15 protein-coding genes are annotated in these 15,117 nt (G+C 67.9%); 3 read left to right on the forward strand and 12 right to left on the reverse strand.

Annotation, left to right across the window (positions count from 1 at the left end):
* Nucleotides 1-123: 123 nt before the first annotated feature.
* Genes PSV00_RS13155 through rfbB form a run of 3 tightly spaced genes read right to left on the reverse strand, consistent with a single transcriptional unit; the run spans nucleotide 124 to nucleotide 3,068 of the window.
* Nucleotides 124-1,068, reverse strand: coding sequence for a phytanoyl-CoA dioxygenase family protein (locus tag PSV00_RS13155; protein WP_300447979.1), 945 nt, complete (start codon nucleotides 1,066-1,068; stop codon nucleotides 124-126).
* Between the two features lie 33 nt (nucleotides 1,069-1,101).
* Complete coding sequence (gene rfbA / locus PSV00_RS13160; RefSeq protein ID WP_300448954.1) at nucleotides 1,102-1,998, reverse strand: glucose-1-phosphate thymidylyltransferase RfbA; 897 nt, start codon at nucleotides 1,996-1,998, stop codon at nucleotides 1,102-1,104.
* Complete coding sequence (gene rfbB / locus PSV00_RS13165) at nucleotides 1,998-3,068, reverse strand: dTDP-glucose 4,6-dehydratase (RefSeq protein WP_300447982.1); 1,071 nt, start codon at nucleotides 3,066-3,068, stop codon at nucleotides 1,998-2,000. The genes rfbA and rfbB overlap by 1 nt, the downstream gene beginning before the upstream one ends.
* A gap of 138 nt (nucleotides 3,069-3,206) precedes the next feature.
* On the opposite strand from rfbB, the gene PSV00_RS13170 reads away from it, so the two are divergent.
* From PSV00_RS13170 to PSV00_RS13180, 3 genes are read left to right on the forward strand one after another with little or no spacing between them, the layout of a single operon-like run.
* Entirely contained in the window at nucleotides 3,207-4,904 is a 1,698-nt protein-coding gene (locus PSV00_RS13170) for a tetratricopeptide repeat protein (RefSeq protein WP_300448955.1), read from the forward strand.
* Nucleotides 4,901-5,650 (forward strand): hypothetical protein, encoded by a 750-nt coding sequence (locus PSV00_RS13175; protein ID WP_300447985.1) that lies wholly within the window; start codon nucleotides 4,901-4,903, stop codon nucleotides 5,648-5,650. Before PSV00_RS13170 ends, PSV00_RS13175 begins: the two co-directional genes overlap by 4 nt.
* 10 nt (nucleotides 5,651-5,660) lie before the next feature.
* On the forward strand, nucleotides 5,661-6,695 hold the full coding sequence (locus tag PSV00_RS13180) for a class I SAM-dependent methyltransferase (RefSeq protein ID WP_300447987.1): 1,035 nt from the start codon (nucleotides 5,661-5,663) through the stop codon (nucleotides 6,693-6,695).
* Between the two features lie 2 nt (nucleotides 6,696-6,697).
* Here PSV00_RS13180 and PSV00_RS13185 read toward each other — a convergent pair whose 3' ends face one another.
* The 9 genes from PSV00_RS13185 to PSV00_RS13225 form a co-directional block, all read right to left on the reverse strand.
* Nucleotides 6,698-7,765: a class I SAM-dependent methyltransferase gene (locus PSV00_RS13185; RefSeq protein WP_300447989.1), complete on the reverse strand. Its 1,068-nt coding sequence runs from the start codon at nucleotides 7,763-7,765 to the stop codon at nucleotides 6,698-6,700.
* Entirely contained in the window at nucleotides 7,762-8,703 is a 942-nt protein-coding gene (locus PSV00_RS13190; protein WP_300447991.1) for a hypothetical protein, read from the reverse strand. Before PSV00_RS13190 ends, PSV00_RS13185 begins: the two co-directional genes overlap by 4 nt.
* Nucleotides 8,700-9,260, reverse strand: coding sequence for a GNAT family protein (locus PSV00_RS13195; RefSeq protein ID WP_300447993.1), 561 nt, complete (start codon nucleotides 9,258-9,260; stop codon nucleotides 8,700-8,702). The genes PSV00_RS13190 and PSV00_RS13195 overlap by 4 nt, the downstream gene beginning before the upstream one ends.
* Complete coding sequence (locus PSV00_RS13200; RefSeq protein ID WP_300447995.1) at nucleotides 9,244-10,161, reverse strand: GNAT family N-acetyltransferase; 918 nt, start codon at nucleotides 10,159-10,161, stop codon at nucleotides 9,244-9,246. The genes PSV00_RS13195 and PSV00_RS13200 overlap by 17 nt, the downstream gene beginning before the upstream one ends.
* Entirely contained in the window at nucleotides 10,158-11,198 is a 1,041-nt protein-coding gene (locus PSV00_RS13205; protein ID WP_300447997.1) for a hypothetical protein, read from the reverse strand. The genes PSV00_RS13200 and PSV00_RS13205 overlap by 4 nt, the downstream gene beginning before the upstream one ends.
* Nucleotides 11,199-11,210: 12 nt before the next feature.
* Complete coding sequence (locus tag PSV00_RS13210; RefSeq protein WP_300447999.1) at nucleotides 11,211-11,972, reverse strand: SDR family NAD(P)-dependent oxidoreductase; 762 nt, start codon at nucleotides 11,970-11,972, stop codon at nucleotides 11,211-11,213.
* Nucleotides 11,973-13,112, reverse strand: a complete 1,140-nt coding sequence (locus PSV00_RS13215) for a DegT/DnrJ/EryC1/StrS family aminotransferase (RefSeq protein ID WP_300448001.1) — start codon at nucleotides 13,110-13,112, stop codon at nucleotides 11,973-11,975.
* A gap of 101 nt (nucleotides 13,113-13,213) precedes the next feature.
* Nucleotides 13,214-14,167, reverse strand: coding sequence for a rhodanese-related sulfurtransferase (locus PSV00_RS13220; protein ID WP_300448957.1), 954 nt, complete (start codon nucleotides 14,165-14,167; stop codon nucleotides 13,214-13,216).
* A gap of 83 nt (nucleotides 14,168-14,250) precedes the next feature.
* Nucleotides 14,251-15,105 carry a class I SAM-dependent methyltransferase gene (locus tag PSV00_RS13225; RefSeq protein ID WP_300448004.1) on the reverse strand — a complete coding sequence of 285 codons (855 nt, stop codon included), beginning with the start codon at nucleotides 15,103-15,105 and terminating at the stop codon, nucleotides 14,251-14,253.
* Nucleotides 15,106-15,117 lie beyond the last annotated feature (12 nt).

The raw sequence follows: 15,117 nt of genomic DNA on the forward strand, positions 1-15,117 counted from the left end.
CGCGCGGAGCGTCTGACGTTCGCCGAAACACATAGTCATACGGTCTCCGGGCGGATGCCCGGCGCTCCGCCCACGCCCCCATCACCGCGGCCGGACCGGCGCGCGGCCGCAGGCTCCTGCCCGCTACGCCACCGGCCGGATGGTGCTGACGATATTGCCGGTGTCGCGGGCCGAGCCGTCCTCGGCCAGGTCGCGGCGCGTCGCCGCCAGACTCAACGGTCCGCCCAGCGCGCGATTGACGGCGTCGATGCCCGTCTCGCCCGCCTCCGGATCCCGGGCCAGCAGATAGCGCAGCGACAGGCGCGGATGTTCGGCCGTGTCCTGCTGCGTCCCGTGCAGGGTGCAGGCGTGCCAGACGGCGGCATAGCCGGTACCCCCGGTCAGCATCCTCTGGGTCACGGTCATCGATCCGCCCCGGCCGTCGCGATAGGTCCACTGGTCCCCGTCCCCGGGCGTCAGCTCATGCGGAAACAGAGTCGAGGCCAGCGCCTGGCTGCCCTCCAGCACGAACAGGGGCGCGTCCACCGCCGTGACCGGATGCAGATAGATATACAGGGTGACGAAATCCGCCGTCCGCGCCGGATGGTCGATCAGGTCCTGATGGAAGTCGATGCCGGCGAAATAGGTCACATCCCGGTACTCCGGCCGGATATAGGGCCCCAGATTGTTGACCGCCTTGCCCTCGGTCCGCGCCTGCACCCAGGCCGGCATCCAGTCGCGCGGCACCCCGCACACCAGTTTGCGGTCCAGCGCCTGATAGTTCGGCCCCAGCAGTTCGGTCAGGCCCGCCACGATCGCCGGATCGCCCTCGACAAAGTCCAGGCTGGCGTCGATCCGGTCGACCAGATTGCGCCCCGGCCGCGGATTGACGCCCCGGAACTGCGGGTCGGCCAGGAACTCGGCCTCACTCAGAAACAGCTCCGGCCCGAAGGCCCGCGTCGCCTGCACCGCCATCAGCAGATCGGTCGCCGCCACCGGGTCGACCCCGGGCGAAAACACGTGAAAGCCGCGCGTCGCCAGGTCGCCGGTCACGACCCCGTCCTGCCCCTGTCCCGCCTGCCCCGTCATCGCTTCGCTCCCCACAGTCATCACGCGCCGGACCTAGGCCCCCGGCACCCAGTCCGGGTTCGCACCCTCGCCAACCAGTTTCAGCAGATAGGCCCCATAGGGACTGTTGCCGTGCGCCCGGGCACTGGCCCGCATCGCCGCCTCGTCCAGCCAGCCGTTGTTCCAGCCGATCTCCTCCAGGCAGGATATCTTGAAGCCCTGCCGCTGTTCGATCGTCTGCACGAACTGCCCCGCCTCCATCAGACTTTCGGGCGTCCCGGTGTCCAGCCAGGCGAAGCCCCGGCCCAGCATCTCCACATGCAGGTCGCCACGCCTCAGATAGGCCTCGCTGACGCTGGTGATCTCCAGCTCGCCGCGCGGCGACGGCTTCACCGCCCGGGCGATGTCGACCACATCGGCGTCGTAGAAATACAGACCGGTCGTGGCCAGGTTCGACCGCGGCCGTTTCGGCTTTTCCTCAATGCCCAGCGCCCGGCCGTCGGGCCCGATCTCCAGCACGCCGAACTGCTCCGGATTCTTGACCGGATAGGCGAACACCGTCGCCCCCGTGGTCCGCGCCGCGGCCGCCCGCAGCTTCGGGGTAAAGCCCTGGCCGTAGAAGATGTTGTCGCCCAGAACCAGACAGACCCGGTCGCCGTCGATGAATTCCTCGCCGATCAGAAACGCCTGGGCAATCCCCTCGGGCCGCTTCTGTTCGGCATAGGTCAGGCGGATGCCGAAACGCGATCCGTCGCCCAGCAGCCGCTCGAACATCCAGCGGTCCTCGGGCGTGGTGATCACCAGGATGTCGCGGATATCGGCCAGCATCAGCACCGACAGCGGATAGTAGATCATCGGCTTGTCGTAGATCGGCAGCAGCTGTTTGGAGACGCCATAGGTGATCGGGGCCAGCCGGGTCCCCGTGCCGCCCGCCAGAACGATACCCTTCATCATGTCGCCCCTTCCCTCAGGCCCAGCCGCTGGCCGTCATACCGTGCCCGCAGTCGCTGCAGGACGTCCAGATGACCCAGGCACCAGTCGACCGTTCGGGCCAGTCCGGACTCAAAGGTCTCGGCCCGCACCCAGCCCAGCTCGCGCTCGATCTTGCCCGAATCCATCGCATAGCGACGATCATGCCCCGGACGGTCGGTGACATGGGTGATCAGATCGGCATAGCGGGCCACGCCCGCCGGTCGCGCCGGTCGCGCGACCTCCAGCAGGGCACAGATGGCCTGCACGACCTCGATATTGCGCCGCTCGGCATCGCCGCCGACATTGTAGCTCTCGCCGACCACGCCCTGCCGCAGCACCAGCTCCAGCGCCGCCGCATGATCCTCGACATACAGCCAGTCCCGCACCTGGTCCCCGGCCCCGTAGATCGGCAGGGCCCGCCCCTCGATGGCGTTCAGGATCGTCAGCGGGATCAGCTTCTCGGGAAACTGGAAGGGGCCGTAGTTGTTCGAACAGTTGGTGATGATCGTCGGCAGGCCATAGGTCCGCGACCAGGCGCGGACCAGATGGTCCGCCCCCGCCTTGCTGGCCGCATAGGGCGAGCTCGGGGCATAGGGATCGCTCTCCCGGAACGGCGGCGCGTCGGGGGCCAGGTCGCCGAACACCTCGTCGGTCGACACATGCAGAAAGCGAAACCCGTCGCGCGCTTCGGCCGGCAGGGCGTCCCGGTGCCGCACCGCCGCCTCCAGCAGCACACCGGTCCCGGCGACATTGGTCTGGATGAAGACCGCCGGCCCGTCGATCGACCGGTCCACATGGGTCTCGGCCGCCAGATGGATGACCGCGTCGGGCCGGTGCCGGGCGAACACATCCGCCACCGCCGTCGCGTCGCAGATGTCGACCTGTTCGAACTGGTAGTCGGGCGACCCCGCGGCCGCATCGACGCAGGCCAGGTCCCCCGCATAGGTCAGCTTGTCGAGATTGGTCACGGCCACGCCGCCGGCGCTGACCAGTCGCCGCACGACGGCCGAACCGATAAACCCGGCACCACCGGTAACGAGGACGTTCATGCGCCTGATTGGCGTCCGCTGCGGTTAACAACCCGTCAAGCCGGACGCAGCGGTTCCGCTGAACCGGATCGTAAGCACAGGTTAACGCAATCCCGCTCTACTCGGCCCTTAACCATATTCCCGGAGAGACGCGTGAACATGATGGCGAAGGCGGCCACCGACCCCGTCGCCGAAGGGCGCGCCCTGCTTGAAGCCGGTGATCCGGCCGCGGCCGCGAACCTGCTCTACCCCTATACCGAGACCCACCCCGCCGATCACGAGAGCCGCTACTGGCTCTACAGCGCCCTGGTCGCGGCCGGCGAGCCGGCGGCCGCGCGCCAGACCCTGGACGACGCCCGCAACCTGCATTCCGTGGCCATGCTGCGCGCCCACGGTGTCGACCTGAACCGGTTCAAAACCGACAAGGCCTACTGTGCCCAGATCGGCATGCAACTCTACGCGATCAAACATATGGCCCCGGCCAGCCTGACGCTCGGGCGCGGCCTGGACCTCGACAATCCCGACGTCCAGACGATGATCAGCTACGGCCTGTCCCTGCAGCATCAGGGCCGGACCGACGAGGCCATCAATGTCTTCAGCGCCGCGGCCGAGGCCTTCCCGCATCCGGCGGTCCACGAATTCCTGCTCTACGCCCTGTTCCACGCCCCCGACCGCATGCGCCAGGTCTCGGACGAAGCGCGCCGCTGGAGCGACCTGTATGCCGCGCCCCTGACCCCGGCGAACCCGGTTTTCGCCAACGAACGTAGGACCGACCGCCCCCTGCGGGTCGGCTATGTCGGTCCCAGCTTCACCCGCAGCCAGGTGGCCCAGTTCCTCCTGCCGGTACTGGAGGCCCAAGATCCGAAGGCGGTCGAGGTCTTCCTCTACTGCGCCGATCCGGCGGCCGAGGACGCCCTGCCGGACGGCTGCACGGTGCGTGGCATCGGTGCGTTGTCCGACACGGAGGTCGCGGCCCTGATCCGCGAGGACACGATCGACGTCCTCGTCGATGTCTGGGGTCACACCGCCGGCAGCCGCCTGCCGGTGTTCGCCCACCGCCCGGCCCCGGTGCAGGTCGCCTGGATCAATTTCGTCCAGACCACCGGCCTCGCCTGCATGGACTACATCCTCCATGCCGACAGCATGAAGGTGGACGGCACCGATGAATTCTTCACCGAGGAAATCTGGCACATCGGCCCGATCGTGGCCCCCAGCCGCCCGTCGGCCGACCGGCTCCCCGACGTCCCGACCCCGGCGCTGAAGAACGGCTATGTCACCTACGGCTCGTTCAACAATCCGGCCAAGCTCAGCGAGATCACCATCGCCGCCTGGTCGCTGATCCTGCGCCAGCGCCCCCAGGACCGGTTGATCCTGAAATACGGCCCCTTCGTCGACCCGGTGCTGCAGCGGGTGACCCGGGCCCGGTTCGCCGCCTATGGCGCGGCACCGGAACAGCTTGAGTTCCGCGGCCACACCACCGGTCCCGACTACTGGCGCGAGTTCCAGGACATCGACCTGGCCCTCGACCCCTCCCCCTGCCCCGGCGGCACCACCTCGTGCGACGCCCTGGCCAATGGTGTGCCGGTCCTGACCCAGTGGGGCGACGATTTCTATAGTCGCATCGGCGTGCCCGTGGTCCTGCCCTGCGGCCTGCCCGAACTGATCGCAGAAGACTGGGACGACTATGTCGCCAAGGCCGTCGCCCTGACGGCGGACCCCCAGGCCCTCGACGCCCTGCGCGCCCGGGTGCGACCCGGCTTCGAGGCCTCCCCCTATCGCGATGAGGTCGGCTTCACCCGCAATCTGGAAGGCATCCTCCGCCAGATGCACACCCGCTGGCTGGCGGAAACCGCATGAGCGGCGAGCTGGATACGGAACGGGTCGTCCACGTCGCCGCCACCCTGCGGGACGGCGTCATCGAGACCGACATGGACCGGGCCGAGATCACCCACCGGGTCATGGAGCGCGGTCAGCTCGTCCTGCTGAAGCAGGCCTTTCCCGAAGCCATCCTGACCGCCGCAAGGTCCGCCGTGGCCGACTGGGGGCGACAGGTCCCGCCCGCCGAAGTCGATGACTTCAACGGCAACTACCACCGCCGCCGCGCGATGGTGGCCCGGCAGCAGCAGGCCCCGCATGTCTTCCACGACTATAATTTCAACGTCATGGGTAATGCCCCGCCGGAACTGGAAGCGCCCCTTTGCGGCCTGTTCGAGCCCCTGCGTCACCTCTACAACGACCTGACCGGCAACACCGTCGGGTTCGGCATTCCCGCGACCGGCCCCTACGTCCACCCCCAGCTGATCCACTACCCCGCCGGCGGCGGATTCTTTGCCCGGCACTGGCACAATCTGTCGCCCCAGAAGCTCGGCTTCATCGTCGCGCTGTCAAAGCGCGGCCGCGACTTCCGCAACGGCGGCACCTGTTTCGAGATCGACGGCGAGGTCGTCGACATGGAGACCCGTCAGGACATCGGCGACATCTGCATCTGGCGCTACGACCACCCGCACTGGGTCACCCAGTCCGACCTGCGCGACAAGTTCGACTGGGACAGCGACGCCGGTCGCTGGGTCGCGACCTTCGCCTATTTCGATCCTCGCGGTTAAGGCGGCACAGATGGCGACCGAACTGAAATCCAGCAAATACCGCTGCCCGCACTGCGCGGCCGCAGACTTCGCCGTCACCACAACCCAGTGGCGCTGCACCGGTTGCGACCACACCTTCGGCTGCGCCGCGGGCATCCCGCGCCTGTTCGTCGAGGACCGGCTGGGCTTCCAGGACCGCAGGCTGCGCGACACCTTCTATGACGGCCTGTTCGGGCGGCTCTATCAGGTCACCATGCCGGCCATCGTCATGCCGGTCCGGCCGCTGGCGATCTCCTGGCCCTACTGGATCGCCTATGGCGTCACGCTGGTCCTGATCCTGGGCCTGGCCGCCGGCCTCATCACCACCCTGGTCGCCGGGGTCTTCGTCACGGCCGCCCTGCTGTTCGCGGCTCTCGGCCTGATCCTCTGGCTGCTCAGCCGCCAGTCCTGGCTGCTGCATCTGATGTGGGTGGCGATCCCGGCCTGGCTGTCGCTGGCGCGCAAACCCTGGGTCCCGTCCGAGTCCTTCACCGCCGTCCATGAGCGGGTACTGGCCCCGCTGCGCGACGCCGGACGTCGGCTGCAGATACTCGATGTCTCCACGGGCTCGTGCAACTCGCTCTACCGGCACGGCTGGATGTCGCTCGACGCCGACTACACCGCCATCGACCTGTCCGAGACCATGCTCAAACAGGGCAGCGATCTGATGAGCGCTGCCGGCGTGCCGGTCGACCTGGTGCTGGGCGACGCGATGGAACTGCCATTCCAGGACAACAGCTTCGACGTGGTGCTCAGCTATGGCGCGGTCAACGGCCTGACCGATCCGGCCAGGGCCATCGCCGAAATGGCCCGGGTGGCCCGGCCCGGCGGCACCCTGCTGTTCCTGGACGAGCAGATGTATGACGCGGCTACGCCCATGGAGCGGGCCTATTTCATGAAGGTCCTGTCCAGCCACAACGTCATCCACCACTGCCCGGTGGAGACCTTCCCCGCGACCCTGACCGACGTCCGCGTCTCGCAGGTCTATCAATTCTACTACATCTGCACCGCGCGAAAGGCGGGCTGAGCTCAGGGCGTCAGATTGACGAACATGGCCCCGCCGGCGACGAAGCTGCGCTTCACGCGACTGCCGTAGGCGGCGATGGCCCGGTCGGCGACCTTGCGGGGCCCGTCTCCATGCGGCCAGTTGTAGTCGTCGAAGATGATCCAGCCGCCGGGCACGACCAGCGGCCCCCACAGGGCGAAATCCTGCGCCACGGCTGACTCGTCATGGTTGCCGTCCAGATGCAGGACCGAAATGGCCCCCGCCATGGTCGTCGCGCCAAACTCGCGCGAGGTCACGGTCCGGTCCCGGACATACTGGGCTTGAGCATCCTCGGAGGTCATCCGCAGATAGTTGAAGTCCCCGGTCGCGCAGCCCAGCATACTGATCAGAAAACCGGCATAGACCACGTCCCAGTCCCAGCCGCTGGAGGCCTCCTGGATATGGGTCGGCGCATCAGTCTGGACCGAGAGGCCCAGGTTCCACGGGTCGACGCAGAGGGTGGCCCCGACGTCGCACCAGGAACCGACCCGGTTCAGCACATAGCTGCTCTTGCCGAACAGGGCCCCGATTTCGACGATGTCCCCCTTCGGGGCCGAGGGCACCACGCCGCAGATCGCCAGGATCTTGTCGCGGGAACACTCGCCATGGATGGTCTCCACCTGGGCCAGCAGCCCGGCGACGAACTCGGCCGGAAGCGTCGACGGGGCCGCGCCATAGTCCGAGGCCTTCGCCAGTCCCGCCCGGCCCTCGGCCAGGGCATCGGTCACCCGGGCCATCTGCCGTTTGAACGGCCCGGGCCCCATCAGCTTCAGGTCCGGCAACCGCGCGGCCAGCGACTGTTCCAGCATGTGAAACGTCGGGGCGTGCGGCGTGAACAGGTCGGTGATCTGCTCGCGAACCACCAGGGCTTCCAGCGCATCAAAGAATTCGGGCGCGCCGATAAAGGGCAGCCGGGCCCAGACATCGAACGCCTCGGCATTCGGATCGACATCAAGTGACGAAGCGCCGACGACCCGACGCCCCCACTGCCCGGCTTCCCGGGCGAATTTCGCGGCGGCCTCAAGGGCAGACGGAAAGACGAGAATGGTCATGCGGTCTCCAGGATCGCGCAGCCGATGCCGGACTGTCCGAAACCGTCACCGTTGTGAAACATGATCTTGCGACCGTCGGCGGCGATGACGCTGGGATAGGACATGGTCGCCGAGTTCCAGCCCTCACCGGTCGGCTGCAGGCCGTCCGGGTCCGGCTGACGCGTCCAGTCCCGGCCATCAGTCGAGGTGGCATAGCCGATCCGGTAAGACCCCGACCCGTCGCGGTACTCACGACTGTTCCTGTAGGAGAACCACATCTCGAATCCCTCGGGTGTGCGCATCACCGACGGCCGGGTATTGGCCTCCAGCGCATCCAGTTTGGGAATGCAGGCATGGTTGGTCTGCCGCCAGCGCAGGCCATCATCCGAATGGGCCAGCTTGATCTGGTAGGTCGGTTCGAACTTACCGTCGATCTCCACCCAGCCGGTGCCGGACCCGTACCACATGGTCCAGACCCCATCCTCGACGATGATGTTGGGTGCCATCGTCATATAGGGCTCGTCCGGCGTGCGATCGACGACCGGCCCGTCAAAGACCCGCTCGAACGTCAGCCCCGCGTCCCGGCTCCGGGCCAGACCGATCGACATCCGGTACGGCACATGGCCGCCCCGGCTGACCCCGCCGTAGTACATCCACAGTTCGTCGCCGACCGTGATCACCTGGCTGGCGATCACCCCGTCTTCGTCATGGGTTCCCGGCTTGCCAAGATCCATAACCGGCCGGTCGTGCACATGGAGCAGGCGGGTCGGATCGGCACGATCGACCTCGATGAAGCCGGTGCGGCTGCGGTTCTCGGCGTTGCGGGTGCCGTAGTAGACGCGGATCCGGTCATCCATCAGAACGGCGGCGGGGGCCTGGGCGTGGGTCCGCGACCAGTCCCGTGACCCGTCTGGCGTGAAGATGACCCCCCGTTGCGTCCAGCCTGCGCCCACGCTCACGCCTCCCAGTAGCCGTTGGCGGCCACCAACGCGCGGTAGTCATCGCTGGTGACGCCGACCACGATTCGGTCCCAGTAACGGCCGCCCCGGAAATACCAGTCGCGCTGGCGACCCTCGACCTGCCAACCGCATTTGCCGCAGTATACGCCGACCGACGCCTCGTTATAGGCGATCATCGACCCGTCCAGCCGGCGCAGATGCAGCTCGTCAAAGGCGTAGCGCATGGTGGCCATGATCACGTCGACCCCGACGCCCTTGCCCCGCATCGACGGGTCTCCAATCATCATTCCGTGGAAGGCGTTGTTGTTCTTCCAGTCGATGTCCACGAGGTTGGCGGTACCGACCAGACCGGTTCCCGGCACGTCGATGGCAAAACGCTGGTTCAGCGGGTCGCGCGCCAGCCCTTCGAACCACTGCTGCGTCTGGTGCAGCGACGTGGGGAAATGCCATCCGCCCAGCATCGACCACAACTCCGGGTCATTGCCCCATTCATGAAGCGTCGGCAGGTCCGCCGCCTCGATAGCGCGCAGCGTGACGATCTTACCCTTGATGTTCATCGGCGCGCTCCTGTTGGCGTGGCCCGCGATAGGCCGGAAAGAAGGCTGTCCCGGCACGACCGGCGCTGAGCGCCGCATAGGCTTCCGGGTCGAGGATGGCACTGAAAAGGTAAGAAGGTTCCAAACAGTTGGAAAACCCCTTCTTGAAGCGAACCAGACCGTCGGCCGGATCGTCGCCCGTCCCCGCCCCGCCGCCGAAATTGACCACCGCGCAATCGGCCAGTTCGGTCAGCGCCAGATCATTGACCGCATAGGCCGCGCCGGTCTGGTAACCCTCGGGGGCCGAGGCGGCCAGATGGCTCATCGCGTGGCCGTCATGGGTGACGAACAGATGGGCCGAGACCAGTCGCCCCTCGACAAAGGCCCCGAAGGTCCGCAGCCCCGGCAATCCGGCCAGGGTCTCATGATGGGCCTGCGGAAAGTCGTGCAGGCCGCCCAGGCCGTGGCGGGTGGTGAGCTCACCGTACAGCGCCTCCCAGTCCGGCAGGTGGTCAGCCAGCGAAATCTCGGACACCACGGTCCGGGCCAGCGCCCGCCGCAGCTCATAGCGATGATGCTTGCCATAGGTGACAGGGCCGAGGCTCCGGTCATGGACGAAATGCGACTTGAAACGCCGCACCGCAGCGCCAGCGCTCTCCATCGCCGAAAGCGCCGGGCGCTGCCGGTCATCCAGTACCAGAACGACCGACACCAGACCCGCCGCCTTCAGTCGCGCCAGCCCCGCTCCCACGTCGGCGTCGCCTTCCAGCACCGCCAGCGGATAGGGGCCCATCGCATCCTCGCGGCTCCCGCACGGCGTCCGGCGCACCAGCACATGGCCGCCCCATTCCGGCACCGCCAGCGGCACCCCGATATGGGCGAGGCTGCGGGCATAGGCCTCGCCGGCATAGGGGGGGGTCATGCCAGCAGCCCCTCGACCCGACGCGCGATCCGCGCCATCCCGGCCTCGCCGTAACGGTGATCGCACGGCAGGGTGATCAGCTCACGGGTCCATTGTGTTTCCCGGGGGAAGTCCCCGGCCGGGGCCGCGATCTCCGGCCAGTGCACGGCCGCAAAAATCCGCTCCGCGTGCAGGCCCTTCAAGACCGCATCGCGCGCGTCGGGCTCCAGTCGCAGAACATAACCCAGCGGCGGCACCGTCGGATCGGCCGGCAGGGCCGACCAGTGGTGCAGGGCCCGGTCAAGCAACCGCCAGTTCGCCAGCCTCGGGTCGACGAGGCTAGACAGCGGGGTCCGCGACAGGACCGCAAGACTGCGTTCCGTCATCGCCTCGGAGGTGACCGCCATCGCCGCCTCCTTGCCCCGGTTGGCGACGTGCCAGACCGCATTGTTTCGCCCCAGGGGATCATCGTGACGCTGCTGGGGCGCGCGCCACAGTGCGTCGCCGTCTGGCGAGGTATCCGGACGCGGAAGCATCGCCCGCCCGACAGGGGCGACCAGCAATCCACCGTCGGCGACGCCCAGCAGCTTCCGTGGACTGTACAGGACCCAACTGCCGTCAACCGCCGGGCCGGGTGCCAGCGCCTGGGCCCGGTCCTCGACGATGTGAAGATCGGGGCGCCGCCGGATAAGGTCCCGCACGCCCTCCGCCACGGGCTGGCCGAAATAGGCCACGACCAGTACCAGATCGCCGGCTGCCATCCCGGCCTCGACACCGACAAGGTCGGGATGGAAACCCTCCGCCACCGGATAGAAGCGCACCCGCTCGCGGAAGGACGGAGCGACCATGTCACGACAGACGAAGGCCGGCAGCCATACGGTCGCCCCGGGCAGGGTCGCCACAAGGGCGGCGAAGGCCGAGCGGGCATTCCCGAAGGCCGCCCAGGCCCGGTCTCCCGTCCAGGCCTCCATCACGCTGACGCCGCCTGTCGCGCCGTCAGGATCATGCGTTTCGAAGAAGCCACCGACAGGTGCCGGCTTTCCATCTGGCGGGACCATCACACTCACGCATCACCGGGCAGTAAAGCCACCGTCGACCATATAGGTCCCGCCGTGGCACGAGCCGGAGTCGTCGCTGCACAGGAAGGCCGCCATCCGCGCGACTTCCTGGGCGGACACATAGCGCTGCAAGGGCAGGGCCCTGGCCGCGTCCGCCTGTCCCCGGGCGCGTTGCGGGTCCCGGTCGGACAACGCCTTGTCCAGCCGCCGCATCATGTCGGAGTCGATCGGGCCAGGGCACAGGGCATTGACGCGCACCCCGTGACCGCCAGCCTCAAGTGCGGCAGCCCGGACCAGGCCGATCACCGCGTGTTTGCTCAGCGTATAGGCCCCCAGCGATGCACTGCCGACCACGCCGGAAATCGAGGACAGGGCGACGATACTGCCCGCCCCCCTCGGCTTCATGTCGCGCAGACAGGCTTGCATCCAGAACAGGCAGCCCTTCACATTGACGGCGATGACCCGGTCGAAATCAACCTCGGTAATTTCCTCGACCAGGGCCACAGGGCCTTCAACGCCCGCGGCCAGTACCGCGGCATCGATCGGCCCGAACCGGCCGAGTGTGGCGTGATAGGCGGCCTCGACCGCAGCGCCATCCGTCACATCAGCCGGCTGGAAATGGACATTCGGATTGGCGGTCAGATCCGACGACGGCGCGACACGATCAGTCAGCACCAGCCGGGCCCCCTTGTCGAGAAACACCTGGGCACAGGCCGTCCCGACCGTTCCCGCAGCCCCGGTAATCAGTACTGTCTTGCCCGCCAGATCCTGCATCTAGAGGCCGGCCAGCGCCTGTTGAAGCGCGTCGGTGATCCGACCCGTCTCTGCGGCGCTGAGGTCGATCGAGAACGGCAGACCGATGACCGATCCGGCCAGACGATCGGTGTGCCGCAGATCACCGCGCGCGCAGTCGGCGAAGGCCGGGCTGGTATGGCACCCTGCCCCCCACCACTGGCGGGTATCGATGCCCTGCTGATGGAGGGCGTCAGCCACAGGGGCCGCCATGCCATCCGGCAGGCCGACGGCGCAGACGCTGGTGACCCAATCGGCACCCCAGCCGTTCTGGAACTGAACCTCCGGCCGGCCGATCAGACTGATGCGCAGTTGCTGTGCGGCGCGCAGGAACCGGAACCGGTCCGCCGGCCAGGCGTCGAGGCTGGCCAGCCCCACCGCCGCCGGATATTCCGACAGCTTGGCATTGGTCGCGGCGACGTGGCTCTCGCGCCCGCCCTGAAAGCCGAAGGTGGTCAGCTGCCGGACCCTGAGCGCCAGCGCGGCGTCCCGGGTCGCCAGAAAGCCGCCCTCGCCAATGCCCAGAACCTTGGTGGCGTGCAGGCTGACCACTGCCGGCAGGTCGGCGTCGTCGAGGGTGTCGAAGGCGGCGGCCGCATCGACCAGCACCGGCACGCCGGTCTCGTCACGGAATGCGCGCCAGGCCGCAAGGTCGCCGGCGGCTCCAAAGGCGGAGACCGGAATCACGGCGACCACCTGTGCGCGGATATCGGCCGCGAGTCCGGTGACGGCCTCTGGCCGCAACATCCAGCTGTCGGGGTCGACGTCAGCGAACCACGGCTTCAGACCCGCCTGCACCACGGCATGGGCCGTGGCGACAAAGGTCCAGGCGGGCATCACCACATAACCGCCCACGGGCAGGTTCATGGCCATCAGGGTCAGGGTCAGGGCCTGGGTCGCATTGGTGACCGTGACGACCTCGGTCCCGGCCGGGAACCGCCCCGCCAGACGCGCCTCGAACTCGGTCAGCAGCGGGCCGAAATTGGAGTACCAGCCGGCGTCATCGATTCTCTGGAGATAGGGAAACACGGCCTCGGCCGACGGCAGTCGCGGCCGCGCGACAGGCACCTTGGTAGGCCCCGTGGCCTGCGCCTCGCGCAACAGCGCCTGATTGACCGCCAAGCGGACACCCTCCCGAATTACACCCCGGATAGCGACACATTCGTGGTTAAGATGGGGTTACGCCGCCTACGTCCGGTCACCGCCGGGACAGGACATCCGGGTCAGCGATCCCGACGGTCTTCGTCCGTCCGGTCCAGCACAGCCCCGACATGGTCGATTCCCATACGGGCCGCGATCTCCACCTGGCGTTGCCGCTCGGCATACCCCTCGCGCTGCGCCGCCGTCCGCGTCTGGTAACAGCGCTCGCAGCAGACCCCCTCCACATAGTCGGGCGCGGCCCGGTCGGCCGCCCCCAGCGGCATCCGACAGCCCCGACACAGGGTGTGACTGCCCGCTTCCAGCCCGTGGCCGATGGCGACCCGCTCGTCGAATACGAAACATTCACCCCGCCACAGGCTGTCGGCCTCCGGCACGGTCTCGAGATATTTCAGGATACCGCCCTCGAGGTGATGGACCTGGTCAACGCCCTCGGCCTTGAGAAAGGCCGTCGCCTTTTCGCAACGGATGCCGCCGGTGCAATACATCGCCACCTGCGGCGGGGTCGGCCGGTCCAGCAAGGCCCGCCCCTCCCGCTCGAACCAGTCGGGGAAGTCACGGAAGGTCCGGGTATTGGGCTGGATCGCCCCGGCAAAGGCCCCGATCGCGCCCTCGTAATCGTTGCGGGTATCGATCACCACCGTGTCCGGATCGGCGATCAGGGCGTTCCAGTCGGCCGGCGAGACATAGAGCCCCGCATTGCGTACCGGATCCAGATCGGTCCGTCCCATGGTCACGATCTCGGTCTTGATGCGGATCTTCAGCCGGTGGAACGGCATGGTCACCGCCGTGGATTCCTTGACGTCCAGATCGGTGAACCCCGGCAGGGCACGAATCCCGGCCAGCACGGTCTCGATTGCCGCAACCGGTCCCGCGATCGTGCCGTTCAACCCCTCGGGCGCGATCAGCAAGGTGCCCCGCACCCCGGACGGGCACAGCCGTTCGAGGCCGGCGCGCACCGCCTCGCAGTCCTCGATCACCGCGAAGCGATACAGGGCGACGACGCGGACGGGCGGCAAGGTCGGGATGTCTGTGGTCATATCGCGCCCCTATAGCGGAAGCCGCCCCTCCGTCGCCAGAGCGGACGATGGCCCGACGCGCCTCAGGCCCGGCGGGCCGTGACGATCCACACAGCGGCGGGCATCATCACACCGTCCGGGGTCAGATGGGTTTCCAGAACCCGGCGCACCGCATCGGCGATCACATCGGCCCGGGATGGATCCTCGCGCAGGATGGCCCCGAGCGGCCCGACACGGAAGGCCAACTGCAGCGTCTGCTCCACGTCCCCGCTGCCGATCTGCGTATCATGGGGCCGGATATCGATGGCGGAGAACCCCGCCCCGGTCAGAATGGCCCGCACCCGGTCAGCGTCGGCGAAGGCGAACGGTCCCGGTGCCAGCGGGTCCATCGGCGGCGGCGGCGGAATGAACGGCAGGGCCGCCGCCAGCGGGGTCCCCATCCACGGATTTTCGGCAAAGGACCGCCAGCAGACGAAGGCCAGGCGGCCGTCCGGCTTCAGGCTGCGCTTCAGGTTGGCGAAAGCCGCCACTGGATCGCTGAAGAACATCACGCCAAAGCGCGAGAAGGCCGCATCGAAGACCGAGCCCCCCAGGTCCGCCGCCTGCACATCCGCCTCCCGAAAGTCGGCCGTCAGCGCCGCAGCCGCCCCGGCGCGGCGACGCGCGACCTCCAGCATCGGCCGCGAGATATCGACCCCGACAACGCGCCCCTGCGGGCCGACGCGACCGGCCAGGTCCAGGGTCGTCTGGCCACAACCACAGCCGATGTCGATCAACTGTTCACCGACTCCTGGCGAAAGCGCCTGAATGGCCGCCGCGCCCAGGGGGGCGATCTGACGATCCAGCTGATCCTGGAACCGGGCCCAGGTCTCCCCGGCGGTCGCGTTCCAGTAGTCGACCTGGGCCTGATTGGGCCTCGCATCAGGGGGTGAGATCACGGCCTGCTCCTT

Origin of the sequence: Brevundimonas sp., from assembly GCF_029945885.1 — a bacterium.
Classification (GTDB): Bacteria; Pseudomonadota; Alphaproteobacteria; order Caulobacterales; family Caulobacteraceae; genus Brevundimonas.